At 56.4% G+C, this 16,658-nt stretch carries 14 protein-coding genes; 4 read left to right on the top strand and 10 right to left on the bottom strand.

All coding sequences use genetic code 11. The features are described from left to right. Positions 1-25: 25 nt before the first annotated feature. The 4 genes from ACI48J_RS02840 (at position 26) to ACI48J_RS02825 (ending at position 5,498) form a co-directional block, all read left to right on the top strand. On the top strand, positions 26-2,755 hold the full coding sequence (locus ACI48J_RS02840) for a PAS domain S-box protein (RefSeq protein ID WP_405081566.1): 2,730 nt from the start codon (positions 26-28) through the stop codon (positions 2,753-2,755). An 84-nt stretch (positions 2,756-2,839) separates the two neighbouring features. Then, on the top strand, positions 2,840-3,439 hold the full coding sequence (locus ACI48J_RS02835; RefSeq protein ID WP_326056879.1) for a general stress protein: 600 nt from the start codon (positions 2,840-2,842) through the stop codon (positions 3,437-3,439). Between the two features lie 88 nt (positions 3,440-3,527). Then, a complete protein-coding gene (locus ACI48J_RS02830; RefSeq protein WP_405081565.1) occupies positions 3,528-4,565 on the top strand; it encodes a YwmB family TATA-box binding protein in 1,038 nt (345 codons plus the stop codon). 375 nt (positions 4,566-4,940) lie between these two features. After that, positions 4,941-5,498 (top strand): hypothetical protein, encoded by a 558-nt coding sequence (locus ACI48J_RS02825; protein WP_405081564.1) that lies wholly within the window; start codon positions 4,941-4,943, stop codon positions 5,496-5,498. Positions 5,499-5,666: 168 nt separating this feature from the next. Here ACI48J_RS02825 and ACI48J_RS02820 read toward each other — a convergent pair whose 3' ends face one another. From ACI48J_RS02820 to ACI48J_RS02775, 10 genes are all read right to left on the bottom strand, one after another. Then, complete coding sequence (locus tag ACI48J_RS02820; protein ID WP_405081562.1) at positions 5,667-6,710, bottom strand: hypothetical protein; 1,044 nt, start codon at positions 6,708-6,710, stop codon at positions 5,667-5,669. Further along, positions 6,670-8,328 carry a glycoside hydrolase family 3 N-terminal domain-containing protein gene (locus tag ACI48J_RS02815; RefSeq protein WP_405081561.1) on the bottom strand — a complete coding sequence of 553 codons (1,659 nt, stop codon included), beginning with the start codon at positions 8,326-8,328 and terminating at the stop codon, positions 6,670-6,672. Before ACI48J_RS02815 ends, ACI48J_RS02820 begins: the two co-directional genes overlap by 41 nt. Positions 8,329-8,347: 19 nt before the next feature. Then, positions 8,348-9,373: a zinc-binding alcohol dehydrogenase gene (locus ACI48J_RS02810; RefSeq protein WP_405081559.1), complete on the bottom strand. Its 1,026-nt coding sequence runs from the start codon at positions 9,371-9,373 to the stop codon at positions 8,348-8,350. A 278-nt stretch (positions 9,374-9,651) separates the two neighbouring features. Then, complete coding sequence (locus ACI48J_RS02805; RefSeq protein WP_326053106.1) at positions 9,652-10,455, bottom strand: ABC-2 family transporter protein; 804 nt, start codon at positions 10,453-10,455, stop codon at positions 9,652-9,654. Between the two features lie 12 nt (positions 10,456-10,467). Beyond that, on the bottom strand, positions 10,468-11,277 hold the full coding sequence (locus ACI48J_RS02800; protein WP_405081557.1) for an ABC transporter permease: 810 nt from the start codon (positions 11,275-11,277) through the stop codon (positions 10,468-10,470). Next, positions 11,274-12,257, bottom strand: a complete 984-nt coding sequence (locus ACI48J_RS02795; RefSeq protein ID WP_009671675.1) for an ATP-binding cassette domain-containing protein — start codon at positions 12,255-12,257, stop codon at positions 11,274-11,276. The genes ACI48J_RS02800 and ACI48J_RS02795 overlap by 4 nt, the downstream gene beginning before the upstream one ends. A gap of 60 nt (positions 12,258-12,317) precedes the next feature. Continuing rightward, positions 12,318-13,493, bottom strand: a complete 1,176-nt coding sequence (locus tag ACI48J_RS02790) for a radical SAM protein (protein WP_326053109.1) — start codon at positions 13,491-13,493, stop codon at positions 12,318-12,320. Beyond that, positions 13,465-14,571 carry a hypothetical protein gene (locus ACI48J_RS02785; RefSeq protein WP_405081555.1) on the bottom strand — a complete coding sequence of 369 codons (1,107 nt, stop codon included), beginning with the start codon at positions 14,569-14,571 and terminating at the stop codon, positions 13,465-13,467. Before ACI48J_RS02785 ends, ACI48J_RS02790 begins: the two co-directional genes overlap by 29 nt. A 22-nt stretch (positions 14,572-14,593) precedes the next feature. Further along, positions 14,594-16,108: a hypothetical protein gene (locus tag ACI48J_RS02780; protein ID WP_405081554.1), complete on the bottom strand. Its 1,515-nt coding sequence runs from the start codon at positions 16,106-16,108 to the stop codon at positions 14,594-14,596. Next, positions 16,095-16,370 carry an acyl carrier protein gene (locus ACI48J_RS02775; RefSeq protein ID WP_009671724.1) on the bottom strand — a complete coding sequence of 92 codons (276 nt, stop codon included), beginning with the start codon at positions 16,368-16,370 and terminating at the stop codon, positions 16,095-16,097. The genes ACI48J_RS02780 and ACI48J_RS02775 overlap by 14 nt, the downstream gene beginning before the upstream one ends. Positions 16,371-16,658 lie beyond the last annotated feature (288 nt).

Below are 16,658 nucleotides of genomic sequence, written 5' to 3'. Positions count from 1 at the left end.
GAAGGTAAGAAAGGAAGCTGTCACCGTGGAAATAACCAAAACCGCTAAACTTAAAAAGGCGATCTCGGAAGGCGGCATTTATAAATCGTTATTTCAGCATCATCCCGATGCTATCTATGTCATGGATACACACGGGCGCTATTTGGACGCCAACCCTGCCGCGGAGCGGATCAGCGGTTATTCCAAAGAAGAATTCATACAGCTCGGCCGGGAAACTCTTTTTAGCGCGCATGCCGAACAAGGCAGAGTCCATTTCGAGCGGGCGCTGCGGGGCGAAACGCCACATTTCGAGGTGGAATTTTGCCGGGAAGACGGTGCCGTTTTCCATGTGGAAACGACCTATATTCCGATCGTCGTAGACGGGGAAATAGTGGGCGTGTACGGAATGGGCCGGGATATCACGGAGCAGAAGGCCGTCCGCAGCCAGCTGGAGGAATGCGAAACCCTGTACAACCTGATCTCCGAAAACGCGGGCGACATTATTACGTTCACGAATCCTCAGGGGATTTGCGAATATGTGTCCCCCTCTATTTATAAACTGCTGGGGTACGAACCCGAGGAAATCGTAAACACCTCTATCGGAGATTATTACATTCCCGAAGAAATCAAACCCGGCTGCTCCGAAAATCCGAGCGAGGACGCCGACCTGCTCACAGGGCGCTTCCGGCATAAAGAGGGGCATTACCTCTGGTTTGAAACGACCGTGAAAGCCGTCCGCAACGCCGAAGGACAAGTGGAGAAAATTCTCGGCATCGGGCGCGATGTTACCGAACGCAAAATGGCGGAAAATAAGCTGAAAGTAAGCGAACAGAGATACAAATCTCTCTTCGATTACAATCCGTCCAGCGTCTACTCGTTCGACCTCGAAGGCAACTACGTTTCTTTAAACGCCAATTTGGAGAAGATGACCGGATTCAGCCGCCAAGAGCTGCTTCATCACTCGTTTACTTCCTTGATCGAGCCGTCTCTGCTCGAGAAAACCTTAACCCATTTCCATAATGCGAAACGGGGCATCCCCCAAAACTACGAAACGACGCTGATCCGCAAGGACGGATCGCTCATTGATATCAGCGTCACGAACGTTCCCATCGTCGTCGACGATGAAATCGTAGGCGTACACGGAATTGCCAGCGATATTACGGACAGCAAAAAGTATGTCAAAGAAATCGAGCATCTGAGTTATCAGCACTCCCTGATTCTCAGTTCGGTGTCGGAAGGCATTTACGGCCTGGACCGGGACGGCAGCGTCATGTTCGTCAATCCGGCGGGAGCGTCCATGCTCGCTTACTCGCAGGAAGAGCTGATCGGGGTCAATATCCACGACAGCATCCATCATACGAAAGCGGACGGAAGCGATTATCCCCACGAGGATTGCCCGATTCACGCCACGATGCTGGACGGTCTTTCCCGGCTTGTTCAAGAAGAGATTTTCTGGAGGAAGGACGGATCGAGCTTCCTGGTCGAATACCGGGTCAATCCCCTCTACGACAAAGGGGTGATTATGGGAGCGGTCGTCGTTTTTACGGATATCACCGATGAAAGAGAAATTATCCGCGCCAAAGAAATCGCCGAGCAGGCCGCCCGGGCGAAATCCGAATTTCTCGCGATGATGAGTCATGAGATCCGTACGCCGATGAACGGCATCATGGGAATGACCGATCTCCTTCTGGATACGAGGTTAGACGAAGAGCAGCGGGATTATGCCGACATCATCCGCGAAAGCAGCGAGGCCCTGCTGCAGATTTTGAATGACATTCTGGATTTCAGCAAAATCGACGCCGGCAAAATGACGCTCATTACGGAGCCGTTCGATCTTCACGCTGTCGTGGAGAGTACGCTGGAGCTCTTCGCTCCGAAGGCCGCCGAGAAAAAGCTGGAGCTTATCTCCAGGATCGAGCCCGATGTTCCGCATCTGTACATGGGAGATGCCTCCAGGGTACGGCAGGTGCTCGTTAATCTCGTCGGGAACGCGCTGAAATTTACGGAAACCGGATCGGTCGTTGTCTCCGTGGAAAGTCTGGCCGCCGTGAACTTCAACCCCGTTCTGCTCGGGTTTTCCGTTGCCGATACGGGCGTTGGCATCCCCGCCGGTAAGCTGGACCACTTGTTCCAGTCTTTCTCCCAGCTGCACCCGGTACTGAACCGAAAATACGGCGGCACGGGACTCGGCCTGTCGATCTGCAAACGGCTTGTCGAACTCATGGGCGGCACGATTTCCGTGGAAAGCACGGAAGGCGCGGGTTCCGTTTTCCGCTTCACCCTTCCGAACGCACAGATCAAAAAGGAAGAAAGCGGAGAAGAACAGGCACTTGGGGTAGAACAGCAGGATTGGATGATCTCCAGGCTGAATTCCCGTCCCGCTCCGCTCAAAATTCTCGTGGTGGAGGATCACCCCGTAAACCGTCAGCTGTTCATCAAGTTCCTTGAAAAGCTCGGGTACGGGGCGGATATCGCGGAGAACGGGATGGAAGCCGTCGAAGCCGTCACGAGGACGGAGTACGACCTTGTTTTTATGGACATGCAGATGCCGGTCATGGACGGGCTGCAGGCCACCCGGCTGATCCGCCGGCTGCTGCCCTCGAGCCAGTATCCCGTCATTATCGCCGTCACCGCTTCCGTGCGTCCGGCCGATAAAGAAAAATGCCTGGAGAGCGGCATGCAGGATTTTATCTCCAAGCCGATTCTTTTCGATGAAGTGAAACGGGTATTCAGCCGTTGGGGCCGTAAAAACGACCGGGAAAATCGGGATCAATAATCCTCCTCCGGTCCGATATTCCGATTCACTCGGGGCTCTGCCGGGTAACGATGAGTAATCCACTTTTAAGGGAGGCTGCCTGTAATGACACGAAAAGCAAGAGGTGTTTTTCAATCGAGCGGGGATGCCCTTCGCGCTATCGAGGCGTTAAAAGAACATGGCTACAGAGACGAAGATATCTCCGTTCTCGCCAAACATAGAGAAGAATTCGGACCTTACACGGAAAGACAGGAAATTGCGGGTAAAGAAGACACGAAGGCGGAAAAAGGCGCCATCGGCGGAGCCGCCATCGGCAGCGCCGCTGGACTGATCGCGGGAATCGGCCTGATGGCCGTACCCGGCATAGGCCCTATTCTGGCCGCAGGACCGCTGGCCGCCGCTTTATCCGGTGCGGCGATCGGAGCCGGAGCGGGCGGTGTAACGGGCGCGCTTGTCGGTGCGGGCATACCGGAGGAAGAAATCGAGAATTACCACAGCCGTGTAGACCGCGGGGATATTCTCATCGTCGTCGATACGCCGGAAGACAAGTGGGAGCTTGTCAACGAGATTCTCCGGGAAAACCGGGACGACAACGTCACCGCCGATGAACGATCGAAGAGCGGCGTGTATGAGGCCACTCCTCATGCCGTCCACGACAACCCCGATCTTCTGAGCAACCGAGAAGATGTGAATTTCCGCCGGTAGAAGAGGACCCGCGAGTCTTCACCGGATATACACCGGCAGCCTGCGGCGTTAATTCCGCGGGCGAGCAGGGCTGGTTCTCAAGCGTGTTTTGCCGCTTGGGGGCCTGCCCTGCTTTTTTGCGTATGAAGAAGAGCTGACCGAGGAAATAAGGATTTATAGCATTTACTTAGGAGGACGTATAAAAGCGATCCGCTCCGGCAAGGCTGTTACTAGATTGCTAGATTCGAACGGGAACGGAGCGATAAAGATGATGAGAAACGCGATGATGAAGAGCTCCCGGCAGAAGAGCCCGCTGACGCAGGTACGTAGTGGCCGGACGCCAGACAGCGCCGCAGCGGGACAGGCCGCTGAAGCGGAGCCGCGGCGCGGCGCCCCGGCTCGCGGGCTGCTCTGGGGCATCGCGCTGCTGGCCGCGCTGCTGCTGGCCGGCTGGTCCGCCGCCGCGAAGCCGACGGCCGCGGATGCGGGCCGCTCCGACCTCGCCGCGCTGCTGGCCGCCGCGGACGGCTTGCTCGCGCCGGACGCCGCCGTCACGCTGCGCTACGCGGCTCCGCTGCCTGCCGCGGCAGGCGACGACGCGCTCGCCGCAGCGGGCGATGCGCTGGCGGCGCGGCTGTCGCTGCCGGCAGGCGCCGTCAGCCGCGCTTCCGGCCACGCCGTCTACACGGCGGGCGGCGGCTCTGCGGCGGGCGGCGGGCTGTCGCTGCGGCTCGCCCGCCTTGACGACGGCAGCGCGTTCGTCATCGCCCGGCTGGAAGCGCGCACAGCCGACGGCCTCCCGGCGCTGGAAGCGCGCCGTGAAAGCCTGGAAGCCGCTCTGCTATCGGCGGGCGTGCAGGCGGACGGCAACGTCGTCCTGCAGGGAGCCGCAGCCGGGTCTTCGGCAGGGGCCGCGGCTCAGGCCGACGGGCTTCAGGCGCTGCTCGCGAAGCGGCTCGGCGCCGCTCCGCTGGAGCGTTATGCCGACGGAGAGACCGTCAGCATAACGATGAGCGCGCCCAAGCTTCACGCTTCGGTAATCAGCGGCGGCAAACGCGTCAACCTGCAGGCCGCGGTTCACACGGTAACCGAAAGCGGACGGCAGCGTATCACAATCGGCACGCCGGTCATTACAACCGAATATTGAACTTCTTTCCTGCTCTACGCAAAACCGGGCAAGCTGCATAAAATGCGGCTTGCCTTTTACCGAACCGCACGGTATGTGCAGCCTGCGGCTCCTTTTACACACCGATTCTTTAAATCCAATACCGGAAGAAACTTTTTTCGAAAATCGGCGTCTAACCAGCTAAATCCGTTTAAATAAACTTACCGGCAAGTCTTAAGAAGTAAATGGCAAGCAGTAAGTGCGTGGCGGCTGCCCAAAAATTATAAGCGCAATTTATGCACGAACGGATCGCAGTCACATTCTCATCAATCGCGCTTGCTCGGGCAATTGATCGTTCACGGTTTAATTCCAACCTTTATTGAAATCGCTTACAATTATAATCCGGGAGGCGGTATAATGACACTGCGTTTTTTTCAATGGTTCGGTAAATGGAGTTTTCCGGAAGGTTTCGGACGTAGATTAACGGCAGGCCTGATCATCACGGCCGTTCTTGTCTCCCTCGTGTTAAGCGCGCTGCTAAACAGGCTCGTGCCGGGTTCCATGACTTACGGCGACCTGATGACCCGCTCGCAGCCCGCCTCTTTTTATCTGCCTGATGAAAATTTTACTTACCGTGACCAGGGTGTCATTGAATCGTTTACCCGCCTGGCCCTTACCAAACAAGCTTTGCGGAAAGAAGAAGCCGCCTCCGCCTTTATTCCCGGCAAGGAACCTCTCCGGCTTTCTTATGATAATTCCAAAGGCCGGGTTATTCTCGTCGACGCGGACGGCCGGATTTATACGCCGGTATCCAAAGCGGAGCTCCGCAATGAGTCCAGGCTGCACTGGCTCTGGTGGAAGCTGGATACGGGCCGCTCGTCGTACCTGTATTACGTAACCGAGCCTGACGCGGCTATCGCCCGGCTGGCCGAGCAGATCAAAAGTTCGGCTCCGGCATTAGAAGCGGCGGGCTGAGCCGTCAGCATCATGCCCTGCCGAAGAACGTTGTCCTTCGCTCCTCGCCCAAGCCCTTCTTTGCCGCTGCTTTTTTCCCAGCGCGCAACTATCCCGGCCCCTTGAAGAAACCCGGCTTTCCGGTATGCGCCGCATCCGGTTCCGATGGTTTTCTCCCCGGGGCTTTTTTCAACCTTCGAGCAGTGTAATCAGCTTTTGCAGAAGTGCAGGCTCTTCGTCCCGGAATTGATTGAATCGGAGTCTTAACCGTTCAAACATTCCCTTATCTTCGCGGATTTCATGTCGAATGTACTGGTCCCTCAGCTTCATCGCTCTCTTAGCCAAATCTTTATAACCTTCCGCAAGTTCCTCGTCATACGGAATGATCCCCTCATTCACCAGATATTCGATCCGGTCGCTCATCATTTTTTTATGTTCCCACAGGAGATGAAGGTGCCTTACATCGTTGCGCATTCCCAGTCGGGGATCGTTTTGCTCTACGGCGTCATAATACATCTGCAAATAATCGTATACCCTGATTCCGAAAGCTTCATCCTCGTCCGGATTGTAATTGATCCGGTTTAAACGGGTCTCCCCGTTAATATAATCGCGCAATTGGTCGATCACGGCCGTTTTGTCGAAAGGATAGTGGAATTCCGGCTCGTATTTGTAAAAATACGTGTGGTGATCGGCTGTTTGCTCCTCCTTCAGCAGCTTTTTCATGGAGTTTACGGCATTGAGAAACTCTTCGAAAGAGATCTCCAGATTGCGGTATACCCCCGTATGGTCGAACATAGAGGCATAAAAGACACGTTCTTCCCAATTAAAGCCGTACAGAAAAAGGTGATGGGGAAACGACTCCTGCTGATAGCAGGCCGCAGGCGACAGCCTGGACTCGTCCAAAAAAACGATACAGTAATACCCGTTACGGATCTGATCCGCAAAAAATTTCGGCCAGTCATCCAGCGCCAGATTTTCCAGAATCATATAATTGACAACGCATGTGAGCAGAAACGGGTTGTTGAAATTCAGCTCATTGGGCTCTCCCCGGAAAAAGTCGACATAGCACTGCCTGCCGTCCTCCAAAAATTTCTTTGTGCAGGATAACTGGACAAAATTGCTGTAGAACCAGGGAGTCGTTTCTTCGTGTCCGCTGGTAATGGAAAGTGTGTAGCCCCACCGCAAAAAACCTTTAAGTGGCGGATTCGATAACGGAAGCTGAACGGCGTTCATCTGATTCTCCCCTTTCTGAGATGTAAACCGGAATGGCGACCGGCAGAGTTCCGGCAGGCGCCGCCATGCCCGTCAGAACACGGGCCAGGGCCTGCAGGGTGTGCGGATGGTGCTCGTAGCAGGCCAGGAAGCCTTTGGCCTCCGGGAATGCCGCAAGATCGACGGGATTGCGCAGGGAGACCGGGATGACTTTGGCACCTCCCTCCAGCAGTTTGCGGACCAATGCGGGCTGTCCCGGATTAGAAGCCGTATGGAAAATACCGGCGACGATCTGCCCGTATCGCTGCGCTTCGGCAGCCAAGGCCTCAATCTCATCCGGACCCGGGCTGGTCCCGTACACGCGCTCCGTGAGCTTCGCCCCGATAAAAGGGCGCAGGAAGCCCGCCAGGGTAGCATCGTGTACCGGCTCGTCTTCGGATTTGCAGGCGGCCGAGATTTGCGGCCAGAGCACCAGCGTGTCGACGCCCGGGGACAGCCTGCAGAAATCCGGTTCACGGTTGACGGCCGTGATGCTTTCCTCACGGAGCCGCTCTATCGTCCGCAGCGTCTGCGGATTCTCCAGCAGCAGCCGCGCTTCTTCCCAACTGCGCTCTCGCCACTCTCCGATGCGGCGCTCCTTCAGGCGAAGAATACGCTCCACGGAAGCGTCGATCCGCTCTTCCGGCAGCCGCCCGTCCGCCACGGCGCGCTCAAGAGCCGCCACCGCCTCCAGCTGGCTTGCGTACGTGTGGCTGACGAGCAGCAGATCCGCTCCGGCCAGCATGGCCCGGACGACGGCCTCGCCTACGCCGATTCCCTGCGTCACCGCGTCCATCTCCATGCAGTCGGTCACGATGAGCCCGTCGAAGCCCAGCTCCTCCCGCAGCAGCCCCGTCAGGACTTCCCGGGAGAGAGTGGCAGGAACAGGCTCCCCGCCGCTGAGCAGCGGAATTCCGACGTGGGCCGTCATAACGGCTTCGGCTCCGGTCAGGGCTGCCCGCCGGAACGGCACAAGCTCCACCGACCGAAGCCGTTCGAGGGAATGCCTCACGACCGGCAGCTCCGCATGGGAATCCGTCTCCGTATCGCCGTGCCCGGGAAAATGCTTGATGACGGAGGCGATCCCTCCGTCCTGAAAGCCGAGCATGGCGGCGATCCCCAGCTCGGAGACCAGTTCGGCGTCGTCTCCGAACGAGCGGACGTCAATGATCGGATTCCGCGGATTGACGTTGATGTCCACCACCGGCGCGAAATTCATATTGATGCCCAGCGCCTTCATCTCTTCCGCCGTCCCCTTGGCGGCTTCGTAAAGCAGCCCGGGATTGCGCGCCGCTCCAAGCCCCATCGCCGCGGGCAGCTGCGCGATCCCGTGCCTTACCCGGACCACCATGCCACCCTCCTGGTCCGTCCCGATCCACAGCGGGATGCCGGTCGCAGCCGCAGCCATCCGCTGAAGTTCCTCCGTTAAAGCGAATGCCTGCCCGGGGTTGTCCAGGTTGCGGGAAAAGAACACGACACCACCGACGAAATGGTTCTGCAAAAGGTCCCGGATATTCATATCGGGCGTAAAGCCCTCGAAGCCGGCCATTATCAGTTGGCCTATTTTCTCCTTCAACGTAAGCTCGCTGTACGCTCTCATTCGGTTGCCCCCTTTGCCGTTACATTTGCGTCCAATCAAATATAACTCCCATGGAATCGGACTTCCGCCCGGCGAGCCGGGAATACACCGATACGGCTTCGAGCGGGCTTACTTTCTCGCTAATGAGACTTGCGACGTCCAGTTTTTCGCGACGGATGGATTCGAAGATGAATCCGTTCATGTCCGCTTCCGTCCACCCTTTAAAACCTTCCATCATCCGCCCGTGAATCCCCAGTATGCTGACCGAATTAAAGACGACTTTCGGCCCGATGGTCTGTTTCGAAGGCTCCGTCGAATCGCCCAGCAGGATCACTTTGCCGAGGTCCCGGGTCAGCTGCGTACAGTGCGGCAGTACGGCGTAGGAGCCCGTGACGTCGTACACCGTGTCCAGCATTTTGCCGCCGGTGAGCTCTTCCACGGACTCGAACGCTTCAGCCACCGGAAGGTCCAGCAGATCCGTCGCCCCGTTCCGGCGGGCTTGATCCAGACGTGAGCTCTCCGGCGCAATCGCGATAATTTGGCGCGCACCGCTCGAATTCAGATACTGGACCACGAGCTGGCCGATAAGACCGAGCCCGACGACGCCCACTCTTTCGCCGAATGCGGGCTCGGCGCGCAGGATACCCAGCAGAGCGACCTTGGCAATCTGCGTAAAAACCGCCTCTTCATCACGGACCGTATCGGGAATAAGCGCCGCTTCCCGGTAATCGGCCAGGAAGTACTGGCGGTGTCCGGCGGGGCAGATGATCCTGTCGCCGGGCCGGATTCCTTCTACCCCGCTGCCCGTCTGCAGCACTTCCGCCGCCATGGAGTATCCCGGATAGAACGGGTAGCGGACCCACGATGACCAGACCGTCCCCTCGTCGAAGCGCCCCTTCAGGCAGGCTAGTTCCGTTCCCGTACTGATCAGCGACTTTTTGGCCGCACATAAAATTTGTCCCGGTCCCGGCTCGGATACTTTTTCCTCTACGAGCTCTATCCGGCCCGGCTCCTGAAATACGCAGTTTAACGAGGTGTATCCCTCTCTTGTCGCAACATCCGGCATGCTTTGGCACTTCCTTTTCTAAAGTATAGGATGGGAATCGGGAAAAACATGAAGACGCCGCCGATGGGAGCTTCCTGCAAACTGACATGCTTGTGGGTATCACGGCAAGCACGAACCAGCCGCAAAACGGCAAGGGCAGACGCTCCGACACGAAGCGGAACCGGACACCGGACGCCAGCTCCAGTACATAGCGGAAGCTTCAGGCACCGGGGCAGCCGTTTCAGCAGCATCCTTTTGCGCGTACTGCCCGCCCCGCCGTTAACCGGCCGCAGGCCGTCTTAGCTGCTCGCGCTGCTGTACCCCCTTACGGCCTGTTTCCAGAGCAGCCGTACGGCAGCGAAAAGCAGCAGCGATCCAACCAGCGCCAGTCCCGCATACAGCCAGCTGAGCTGCCCGAGCAGGAACATCGGGCCGAAATTGGTAATAAGGAACAGAGGAATAACGAAGGTGCCAATCCGGCGGACCCAGGCCGGGTAAATGGCCATCGGAAAATTGTTGGCGTCCCAGACGGAATGGGCGATTTCCGATACGGAGCCCGTCTGGACGAACCAGAAGGAGAGCAGCGCCGGAATAATCATCAGGCAGTACGTGATGACGACGGAGACGACAAGCAGCAGGGCGAATCCAGCAAGCTGCACGAACGTCAGCGGAATATCCATGGCATGCCAGCCGATACCGACCATGACGAACCCGACCAGAATGTCGGGGATCGGAAGCGCCAGATCCACATAGCGCAGGGAAGCCATGAACTGGAGGGAAACCGGCTTCGTCAGCATGAGATCGAGCGAGCCGTCTTTGATATACTCGGGGATTTTCGTGAAATTTGTAAAAAACAGGCCGACATAAATTCCGGTCGCCACAGTATGCATGCCAATAAATAGCAGCAGCCCTTCGGGCGGTATCCCGTCCACGTGCAGATCGGTGCGGAACACGACGAGCACATACAACAGCTTGGCGAGCAGGTAGACGGATTCGACCAGCAGGCTCATGACAAAATTGCCCCGGAACTCCATCTGGGCGATGAGGCAGTTTTTGATGAACATGCCGTACAGGAGCGCGTATTTTCTCGCGATTCTAAACATATGGAATGTCCGCTACCCCCCAACCGCCGAATATTTCTTCATGGATACGCGCCACGTCAGGCGGGAAAGCCAGAAGAACAGCAGAATCCATCCGCACTGGATCAGCAGCCCCTGGTACATGGCCGCCGCTTCCGTCTTTCCGCTGAGGACATTGACCGGAAAATAAATCGTATACGGGAACGGCGTGTATTGAAGTGCCTTCACAACCGTTTCCCCGAAAATCTCCAAAGGAAACATGCCCCCGCTCAAAATATTGACAAGCAGACTTGTAATGACGAAAAAATACGAGATTTCATGCAAGTAAAACGCGCTCGCGCAGATGCAATAAGCGATCAGGAAGTTGAGCAGAAGCGCTCCCGACAGCGTGAAGGCAAACAAGATCAGCCGTATGGCCTCCACATCCAGCACTTCCCTTGCCGCCGAAATCCAGATAATCCCGATAAGCAGAATCGCCGTAATTCCGTAGTAAATCGCCTTCTGCCCGAAGAAGGACACCAGCCGGTAACCGAAGTAGCTCACCGGTTTGATCAAATATTTGTTCAGGCCGCCGTTTTTGATATCGTCGGCAATCTGGTGCTCGAACTGGGTAGCGATCAGCTTGGACACCAGTCCCGCCAAAATGGTGTACAAAATAATTTGGCCGTACGAGTAGGAGAACAGCGCCGCCTGGCCGGAATGCCGGTACACCGCCGTCCAGATGAAATACTGGACAAGGATCGGAAAAGCGGCTCCCAGCAGACCGAGAAAAAAGTGAAACCGGTATTCCATCGAATGCTGGACGCCCATCGAAAAAACCGCCATATACAATTTGCGTCTGTTCATCCGGCGGATTCCTTGCGGTAGAGCATCGAAATGCTTTCCTCGATCGGCACGTCTTCGATTGTCCAGTCGACGATCGGAAACGCATCGAGCACGGCGCGCGACACTTCCTTCAAGCGGTGCTTCGGCAACTCCAGAACGGCATTGTAGCCGTCTCCGCTGACGATTTTGCCGAACTTGGCCAACCGATGCTCGGCAACGGGCTCGGAGAACTGCAGCCGGATAATTTTCTGCTCGCCGAACAGATCGTTGATCTTATGGAGGTCCCCGTCATACAGCAGACTTCCTTCGTTAATGATGATCGTCCGCTTGCACAGATCCTCCACATCCTTCATGTAGTGGCTCGTCAGCAGAATCGTCGCGCCGAACTGCTCATTGTAATATTTCAGAAACTCCCTGACCTTCTTCTGGGAAGGAAAATCGAGGCCGATCGTCGGCTCGTCGAGGTAAAGCAGCCGGGGCCGGTGGATAAGAGCGGCGATCAGCTCCATTTTCATCCGTTCGCCCAGGGACAGCCGGCGCACCTGTACGTTCAGAAGCTCCTGAACATCCAACATTTCCGATAACTCGGCGAGGCTCCGGCGGTAAAGATCGTCGTCCACGTCATAGATACATTTGTTCAGATAAATCGACTCGCTTGCGGGAAGGTCCCACCAAAGCTGGTTTTTCTGGCCCATCACTATGGAAAAAAGCCGTTTGAACTCGTTTTTCCTCTCCCACGGCACATAGCCGAGCACGTCGGCTTCCCCGCCGGTAGGATACAGAATGCCCGACAGCATTTTGAGCGTCGTGGTTTTACCCGCCCCGTTGGGCCCGAGAAATCCGACGCACTCGCCGGGGCCGATGTCGAAGGAAACGGATTTGACCGCTTCCTTCACCAGCGACTTGCGGGCGAATAAATTTTTCAGCGAATTTTTAAGCCCGGCTTCTTTTCGGTAATACACGAACGATTTGTGCAGCTCCCGCACACGGATGAAGTCCATCCCTGCCCCTCCTGAACGATTGCCTGTTTTGCCTGATTGGGCGGCATAAAGTTTAAACGCTTAAATCCCGTTGTTATAAAGCAGCACGCATTTGGAGCAAATCGGCATCAGGCCGCAGGCCAGAACTTCGCGCTGCTTGCGGAGATCATCGCCGTGGAAAATGTCCGCCACGCTTTCTTCATTCAAGTTGCCGACGCTGAATTCCGGGAAAAATTTGCACGGATTCACTTTGCCGTCCGGCATAACGTCCATCCGGTTGGAGATCGAAAAGCACTTCGTCCGTTTCATGGCCGGCTTCTCGCTGCCCCGGATAAAGTCTTCCACTTCCTCGGGCTCCAGAGCGGGCTGGTAGCGGACACGAACATTCCATACCCGGGAATTGACGCGGTTCAGTTCATCAATCAGCGTATCGTAATTGTCGGGCGAGATGTGGAACGTGAACGAATGCCAGCTGTTCTTGTGGCCTTCTTCGAAACGGGCGGCCAGGTGCGGGAAATGGGCATCGAAATAAGTGTCCATTTTCTCGGCCGTATCGGTGGGGATGTACCAAGGGAAGCAGAAATAGACGGAATCGACGCCCATTTCCTCGAAGTATTCCATAAAGCTGTAAAGCTGACTGACCATCTGGTCGTTTACGGTTAAGGCTACGGACACCTTGCCTTTGTAGATGCCCTGCTTTTGCAGATCCAGAAGGAGCTGGACGGCGTGAATCACTTTCTTGAACGTGCCTTTTCCCCGGATCGCGTCATTCTCCTTCTCGAAGCCTTCCAGGCTGACCAGCATGACGAGATTTTCGGACATTTTCAGAATGGAATCCAGCTTCTGCTCAATGAGAATCGCATTCGTGCAAATGGTCGTGTACCGGTCTTCTTTGGCCAGAAGTTCCGCCAGTTCATCGAACTTGGAGTAGAACAGAGGCTCCCCGCCCCACAGGAACACGCGCGATTTGCGTTCTCTCGTTTCGGCCAGAAGCTTCTCCACGACGGGAATCTCGATTTCATCGTTCTTCACTTCTTTGGCAAAGCCGTGATGGAAGCCGTCCGGGTTCCATTCAAAGCAGTGTTTGCAGCGCAGGTTACAGCCGTTATTGAGCTTGATTCCGATCTCGTAAGGCACGGGGGCCGCATAAGCCGGATCTTCCCTGCGTTTCCTTCCCGTTTCCGCCAGCGGAACCAGGGTTCTTTTCATATTACGGAACGTAAGTTGGTCAAACGTAACTGCTGTTTTCGGCTGCATAAGTATTCCTCCCAAAATGGTTGATTTTTGACCGCTGCTCCAGCAATCGTGCGCAAATCCCCTCCAGCAGATGTTCGGAAAAATCCCGGGCTTGCCACTCCGCAAACCGGATACCGAAACCGCAGGTTTCCCAGTAGGTTGAATTATGAAGTTCGTGGTCGCCGAACGGCTCCAGCATGACAAAAGGGATTCCGAACGACAGCGAGTCGTTCAGGGTAGCTCCCCCCGGCTTGCTGATGATCGCTGCGCAATTGCGCATCAAGTCCGTGTAAATGGAGTAATTCCCGAGCGGGTACTCCCGGAGAACGCCGTCCTCACGGACATAACGGACCATCGGCGGAAACGTATGCCGCCCCTGCGCGTCCCGGCTCCACGGATCCCAGGAGGCCTCCGTTCCGAAGTAGCGCGTAACCCCGTCGTCCTCCTCCACTTCGGAAGGGTCGTAGACGATCACGTCGAGCCGGCGGCCGAGCGCGCGGAGTTCGCGGATCGTCTCGGCGTAAGTGCCGATCCCCCAGCCGCCGCCGTGGATCAGAATCCGTCCGGCACGCTGCCCGTAGGGCAGGGGCTCCGCTTCATCCGAAGCGATGTAGCCGCCCGGCGACAGCTCCGATGGCTCGTAGAGCCAGACGTTGTCGTAGCGGGGATACAGCTGCTTGTGTACTTTAAACGACGGCGTATCCCACGCGTCCAGCCGGATCAACCGGATATCCAGGGGCCGGCCGGCAGCCGCCTTATAGCGTTCCAGGATCGGCAGCCAGAAGCCGGTGAACACCGCAAACCGGGTGACGCCGGACCGCTTCCAGTCTTCCAGCAGCCTCAGGACCGCTTCCTCGTTCAGGGAAGTGTCGACGGGCTTCGCCAGCTTGTGCCCCATACGGGCAACGGAGAAGTCCGCATGGAACGCTTTTTTGGTGGCCCGGATCTTGTGCCGGACTTCTTCGTGATACACGTTCTCCAGAACGTGAACGTCCGAGCCGACTCCCCTGCCCTGCAGGTACGTGTGCAGATGCATAGCCGGAATGTATGCGCCGAGCGAATTCCCCGACGCCAGCAAAGTAACCGAAGATGAATTCATTCGCAGCTCCCGAGTTGCAGATTTAGTTGTACACCTTAACGGACAAGCCGGCGAGAACGTGCCTCAAACTTTCGACCAGTTCGCTGCGATGTTCGTCGTCACGGCCGACCACCGATACATACAGCCGTCCTTTCGGCATACCGCGTTTGTTCAGTGTTCCCTCAGCCATACGTCGGCGGGTCAGAATCTCGTTGACCATCACGGTATTGGATGAGAGAGGAACGATCCCGTACCCGCCGGGGGCCGTCAGCAGCAGACCGGACTCACGCAGAGCATGCAGCAGTCTGCCGAAGGCGAAGCCTTCCGGAAGCCCGAGGGAGAGGAACGTAAGCCAGCCCGTACGGCCGTGCTTCTCCCAGCATTTATCGAGATAAGCGTTAATGAGGCCCATGGACTTGCGGGCGTTAATCTCCACGATGGATACCACTTCCCCGTCCTCCAGGATCATGGAGTCGAAGCAGACAAAGCCGTGGTAGCCGTCCTCCGCCAGAAGCCGGAGCGCTTTCTCCATCACACCGAAATAGCCGGCGTTCTCCAGCAGGCGGATAAAAGCCTCATCCGCCTTGATCGACCCGCCGTAATTTTGCTGGTGGTTGATCATCCGCTGAACGGAGATGAATTCCGTCTCTCCGCTCTCCCGGATAAGCCAGTGGGAACTGAAATCCGTTTCTTTCTTCAATAGAGGCTCCAGCAGGAAATGAGAGCGCAGTCCGCTTCCCTCCTGCTTATGCAAGTGCTCCGCTATCCTCCGCTGCATCGCTTCGCTGTCGATGAGCAGATTTCCCTTGCCCGAAACGCCGAAGGGATCTTTCAGCAGGTAAGGCCCCTGCTTCAGAAGCGCATTCCCCGCTGCCTCCACTTCCGCCGCACTGCCCGCCTCCGTGCCGTAGCACTTCTCGCCGATTCTGGCCAGGAGACGGTTGGAGTACATCTTCGAGTTGACGCGCACAACCGTCTCCAGGTCCGGCAGAGGCTCCAGCGGACCGGCCGCCTGCAGGTACGCTCCCGTCTCCGCCGTAATGGCGTACGGAGACAAAATGCCGGCTGCACCGGCGATTGCGGCTTCTTCCGCCGATTGCGCCTGCCGTAAGGCTCCGTCGGCCTTCACCGGAGCGATGGATTGCGGCCGCCCCGCACCGGCGGAATAACCGGAACCGGCGGCCTGCAGCACCCTGTGTTCCGGATCGGCAAGCTTGGCCTTGTCGGCCGCAAGCCGGAACACACACCGCTTGAAATCGTCCGGTCCGGGCAAGGCGGCCCGTTCGTCGTTCAAATCATAGAGATAACGGTTCCGAAAGGAAAACCCTAACCCCTCCAGGTACTCGTGCAGCACCGGATCGATTTTGCAGCGGCTGTAAAGGATATCTTCCGGCCCGCAGAACGGAAACAACAGGTCGTCCATACAGAGAACAATTGACTCTCGGTCCTTATCGGGCATAGCCGGCAGCTTGGCCAGATCCGGATCCCTCCAGCGCGTTTCGGGATCGAAGGTTCCCATAACGGTTTTCGGAATCATGCCGGCTTCACTGTTTGACATCTTCGTACAGCGGCTGCGCTTGGGACTGGCAGCTTTTCAAAAAAGAAATAAACGTTTCGATCGACTCGAGATGTTCGTAATCGAACTGGTCGTAGTCGATGGCGACGTTCAACTGATCCTCGACTTTCAGCATAAACTGGATCATTTGCAGTGAATCGAGGCCTATATCGTTGTTAAGGTCCGTTGCGGGGGACAGGGATTGCCGGAGTTCCGGTTGATCTTCTTTGATAGCGCACAAAATGTCTACGATTTTATCGTACATGACTACACTCCTTTAAAGGGTTAATGTGTGAGGGTGCAACCGAGTTCTTGCGTTCACAAACTCCAGTACAAACGATAACCTGCTCGCTGTCTCCCCTCCTTTTTCCATAAGTTACAATTATTATCCTCCTGCTGTTAAAAGCTGTCAATGTTTACAATCCTGTATAAATATTAAGTTTTGTTTACAAAAATCTAAAATAAGGCGCTTATTCAGGCTTTTCCCACCCTTTTTTAAAAGAGCAGAGGAATCGTCACGGTTGGAAAATCGTGCTGTCCGGGCCCGTTCCCG

Source organism: Paenibacillus chitinolyticus (assembly GCF_045038035.1).
Classification (GTDB): domain Bacteria; phylum Bacillota; class Bacilli; order Paenibacillales; family NBRC-103111; genus Paenibacillus_F; species Paenibacillus_F chitinolyticus_A.
This window is presented reverse-complemented; position numbering and strand designations above follow the sequence as displayed.

Excerpts from the sequence above, each read along its gene's own strand:
- ACI48J_RS02825 (WP_405081564.1), top strand. The coding sequence starts at position 4,941 with ATGACACTGCGTTTTTTTCAATGGTTCGGTAAATGGAGTTTTCCGGAA.
- ACI48J_RS02810 (WP_405081559.1), bottom strand. The coding sequence starts at position 9,373 with ATGCCGGATGTTGCGACAAGAGAGGGATACACCTCGTTAAACTGCGTA.
- ACI48J_RS02835 (WP_326056879.1), top strand. The coding sequence starts at position 2,840 with ATGACACGAAAAGCAAGAGGTGTTTTTCAATCGAGCGGGGATGCCCTT.
- ACI48J_RS02785 (WP_405081555.1), bottom strand. The coding sequence starts at position 14,571 with ATGAATTCATCTTCGGTTACTTTGCTGGCGTCGGGGAATTCGCTCGGC.
- ACI48J_RS02790 (WP_326053109.1), bottom strand. The coding sequence starts at position 13,493 with ATGCAGCCGAAAACAGCAGTTACGTTTGACCAACTTACGTTCCGTAAT.
- ACI48J_RS02820 (WP_405081562.1), bottom strand. The coding sequence starts at position 6,710 with ATGAACGCCGTTCAGCTTCCGTTATCGAATCCGCCACTTAAAGGTTTT.
- ACI48J_RS02800 (WP_405081557.1), bottom strand. The coding sequence starts at position 11,277 with ATGAACAGACGCAAATTGTATATGGCGGTTTTTTCGATGGGCGTCCAG.
- ACI48J_RS02815 (WP_405081561.1), bottom strand. The coding sequence starts at position 8,328 with ATGAGAGCGTACAGCGAGCTTACGTTGAAGGAGAAAATAGGCCAACTG.
- ACI48J_RS02805 (WP_326053106.1), bottom strand. The coding sequence starts at position 10,455 with ATGTTTAGAATCGCGAGAAAATACGCGCTCCTGTACGGCATGTTCATC.
- ACI48J_RS02795 (WP_009671675.1), bottom strand. The coding sequence starts at position 12,257 with ATGGACTTCATCCGTGTGCGGGAGCTGCACAAATCGTTCGTGTATTAC.
- ACI48J_RS02780 (WP_405081554.1), bottom strand. The coding sequence starts at position 16,108 with ATGTCAAACAGTGAAGCCGGCATGATTCCGAAAACCGTTATGGGAACC.
- ACI48J_RS02775 (WP_009671724.1), bottom strand. The coding sequence starts at position 16,370 with ATGTACGATAAAATCGTAGACATTTTGTGCGCTATCAAAGAAGATCAA.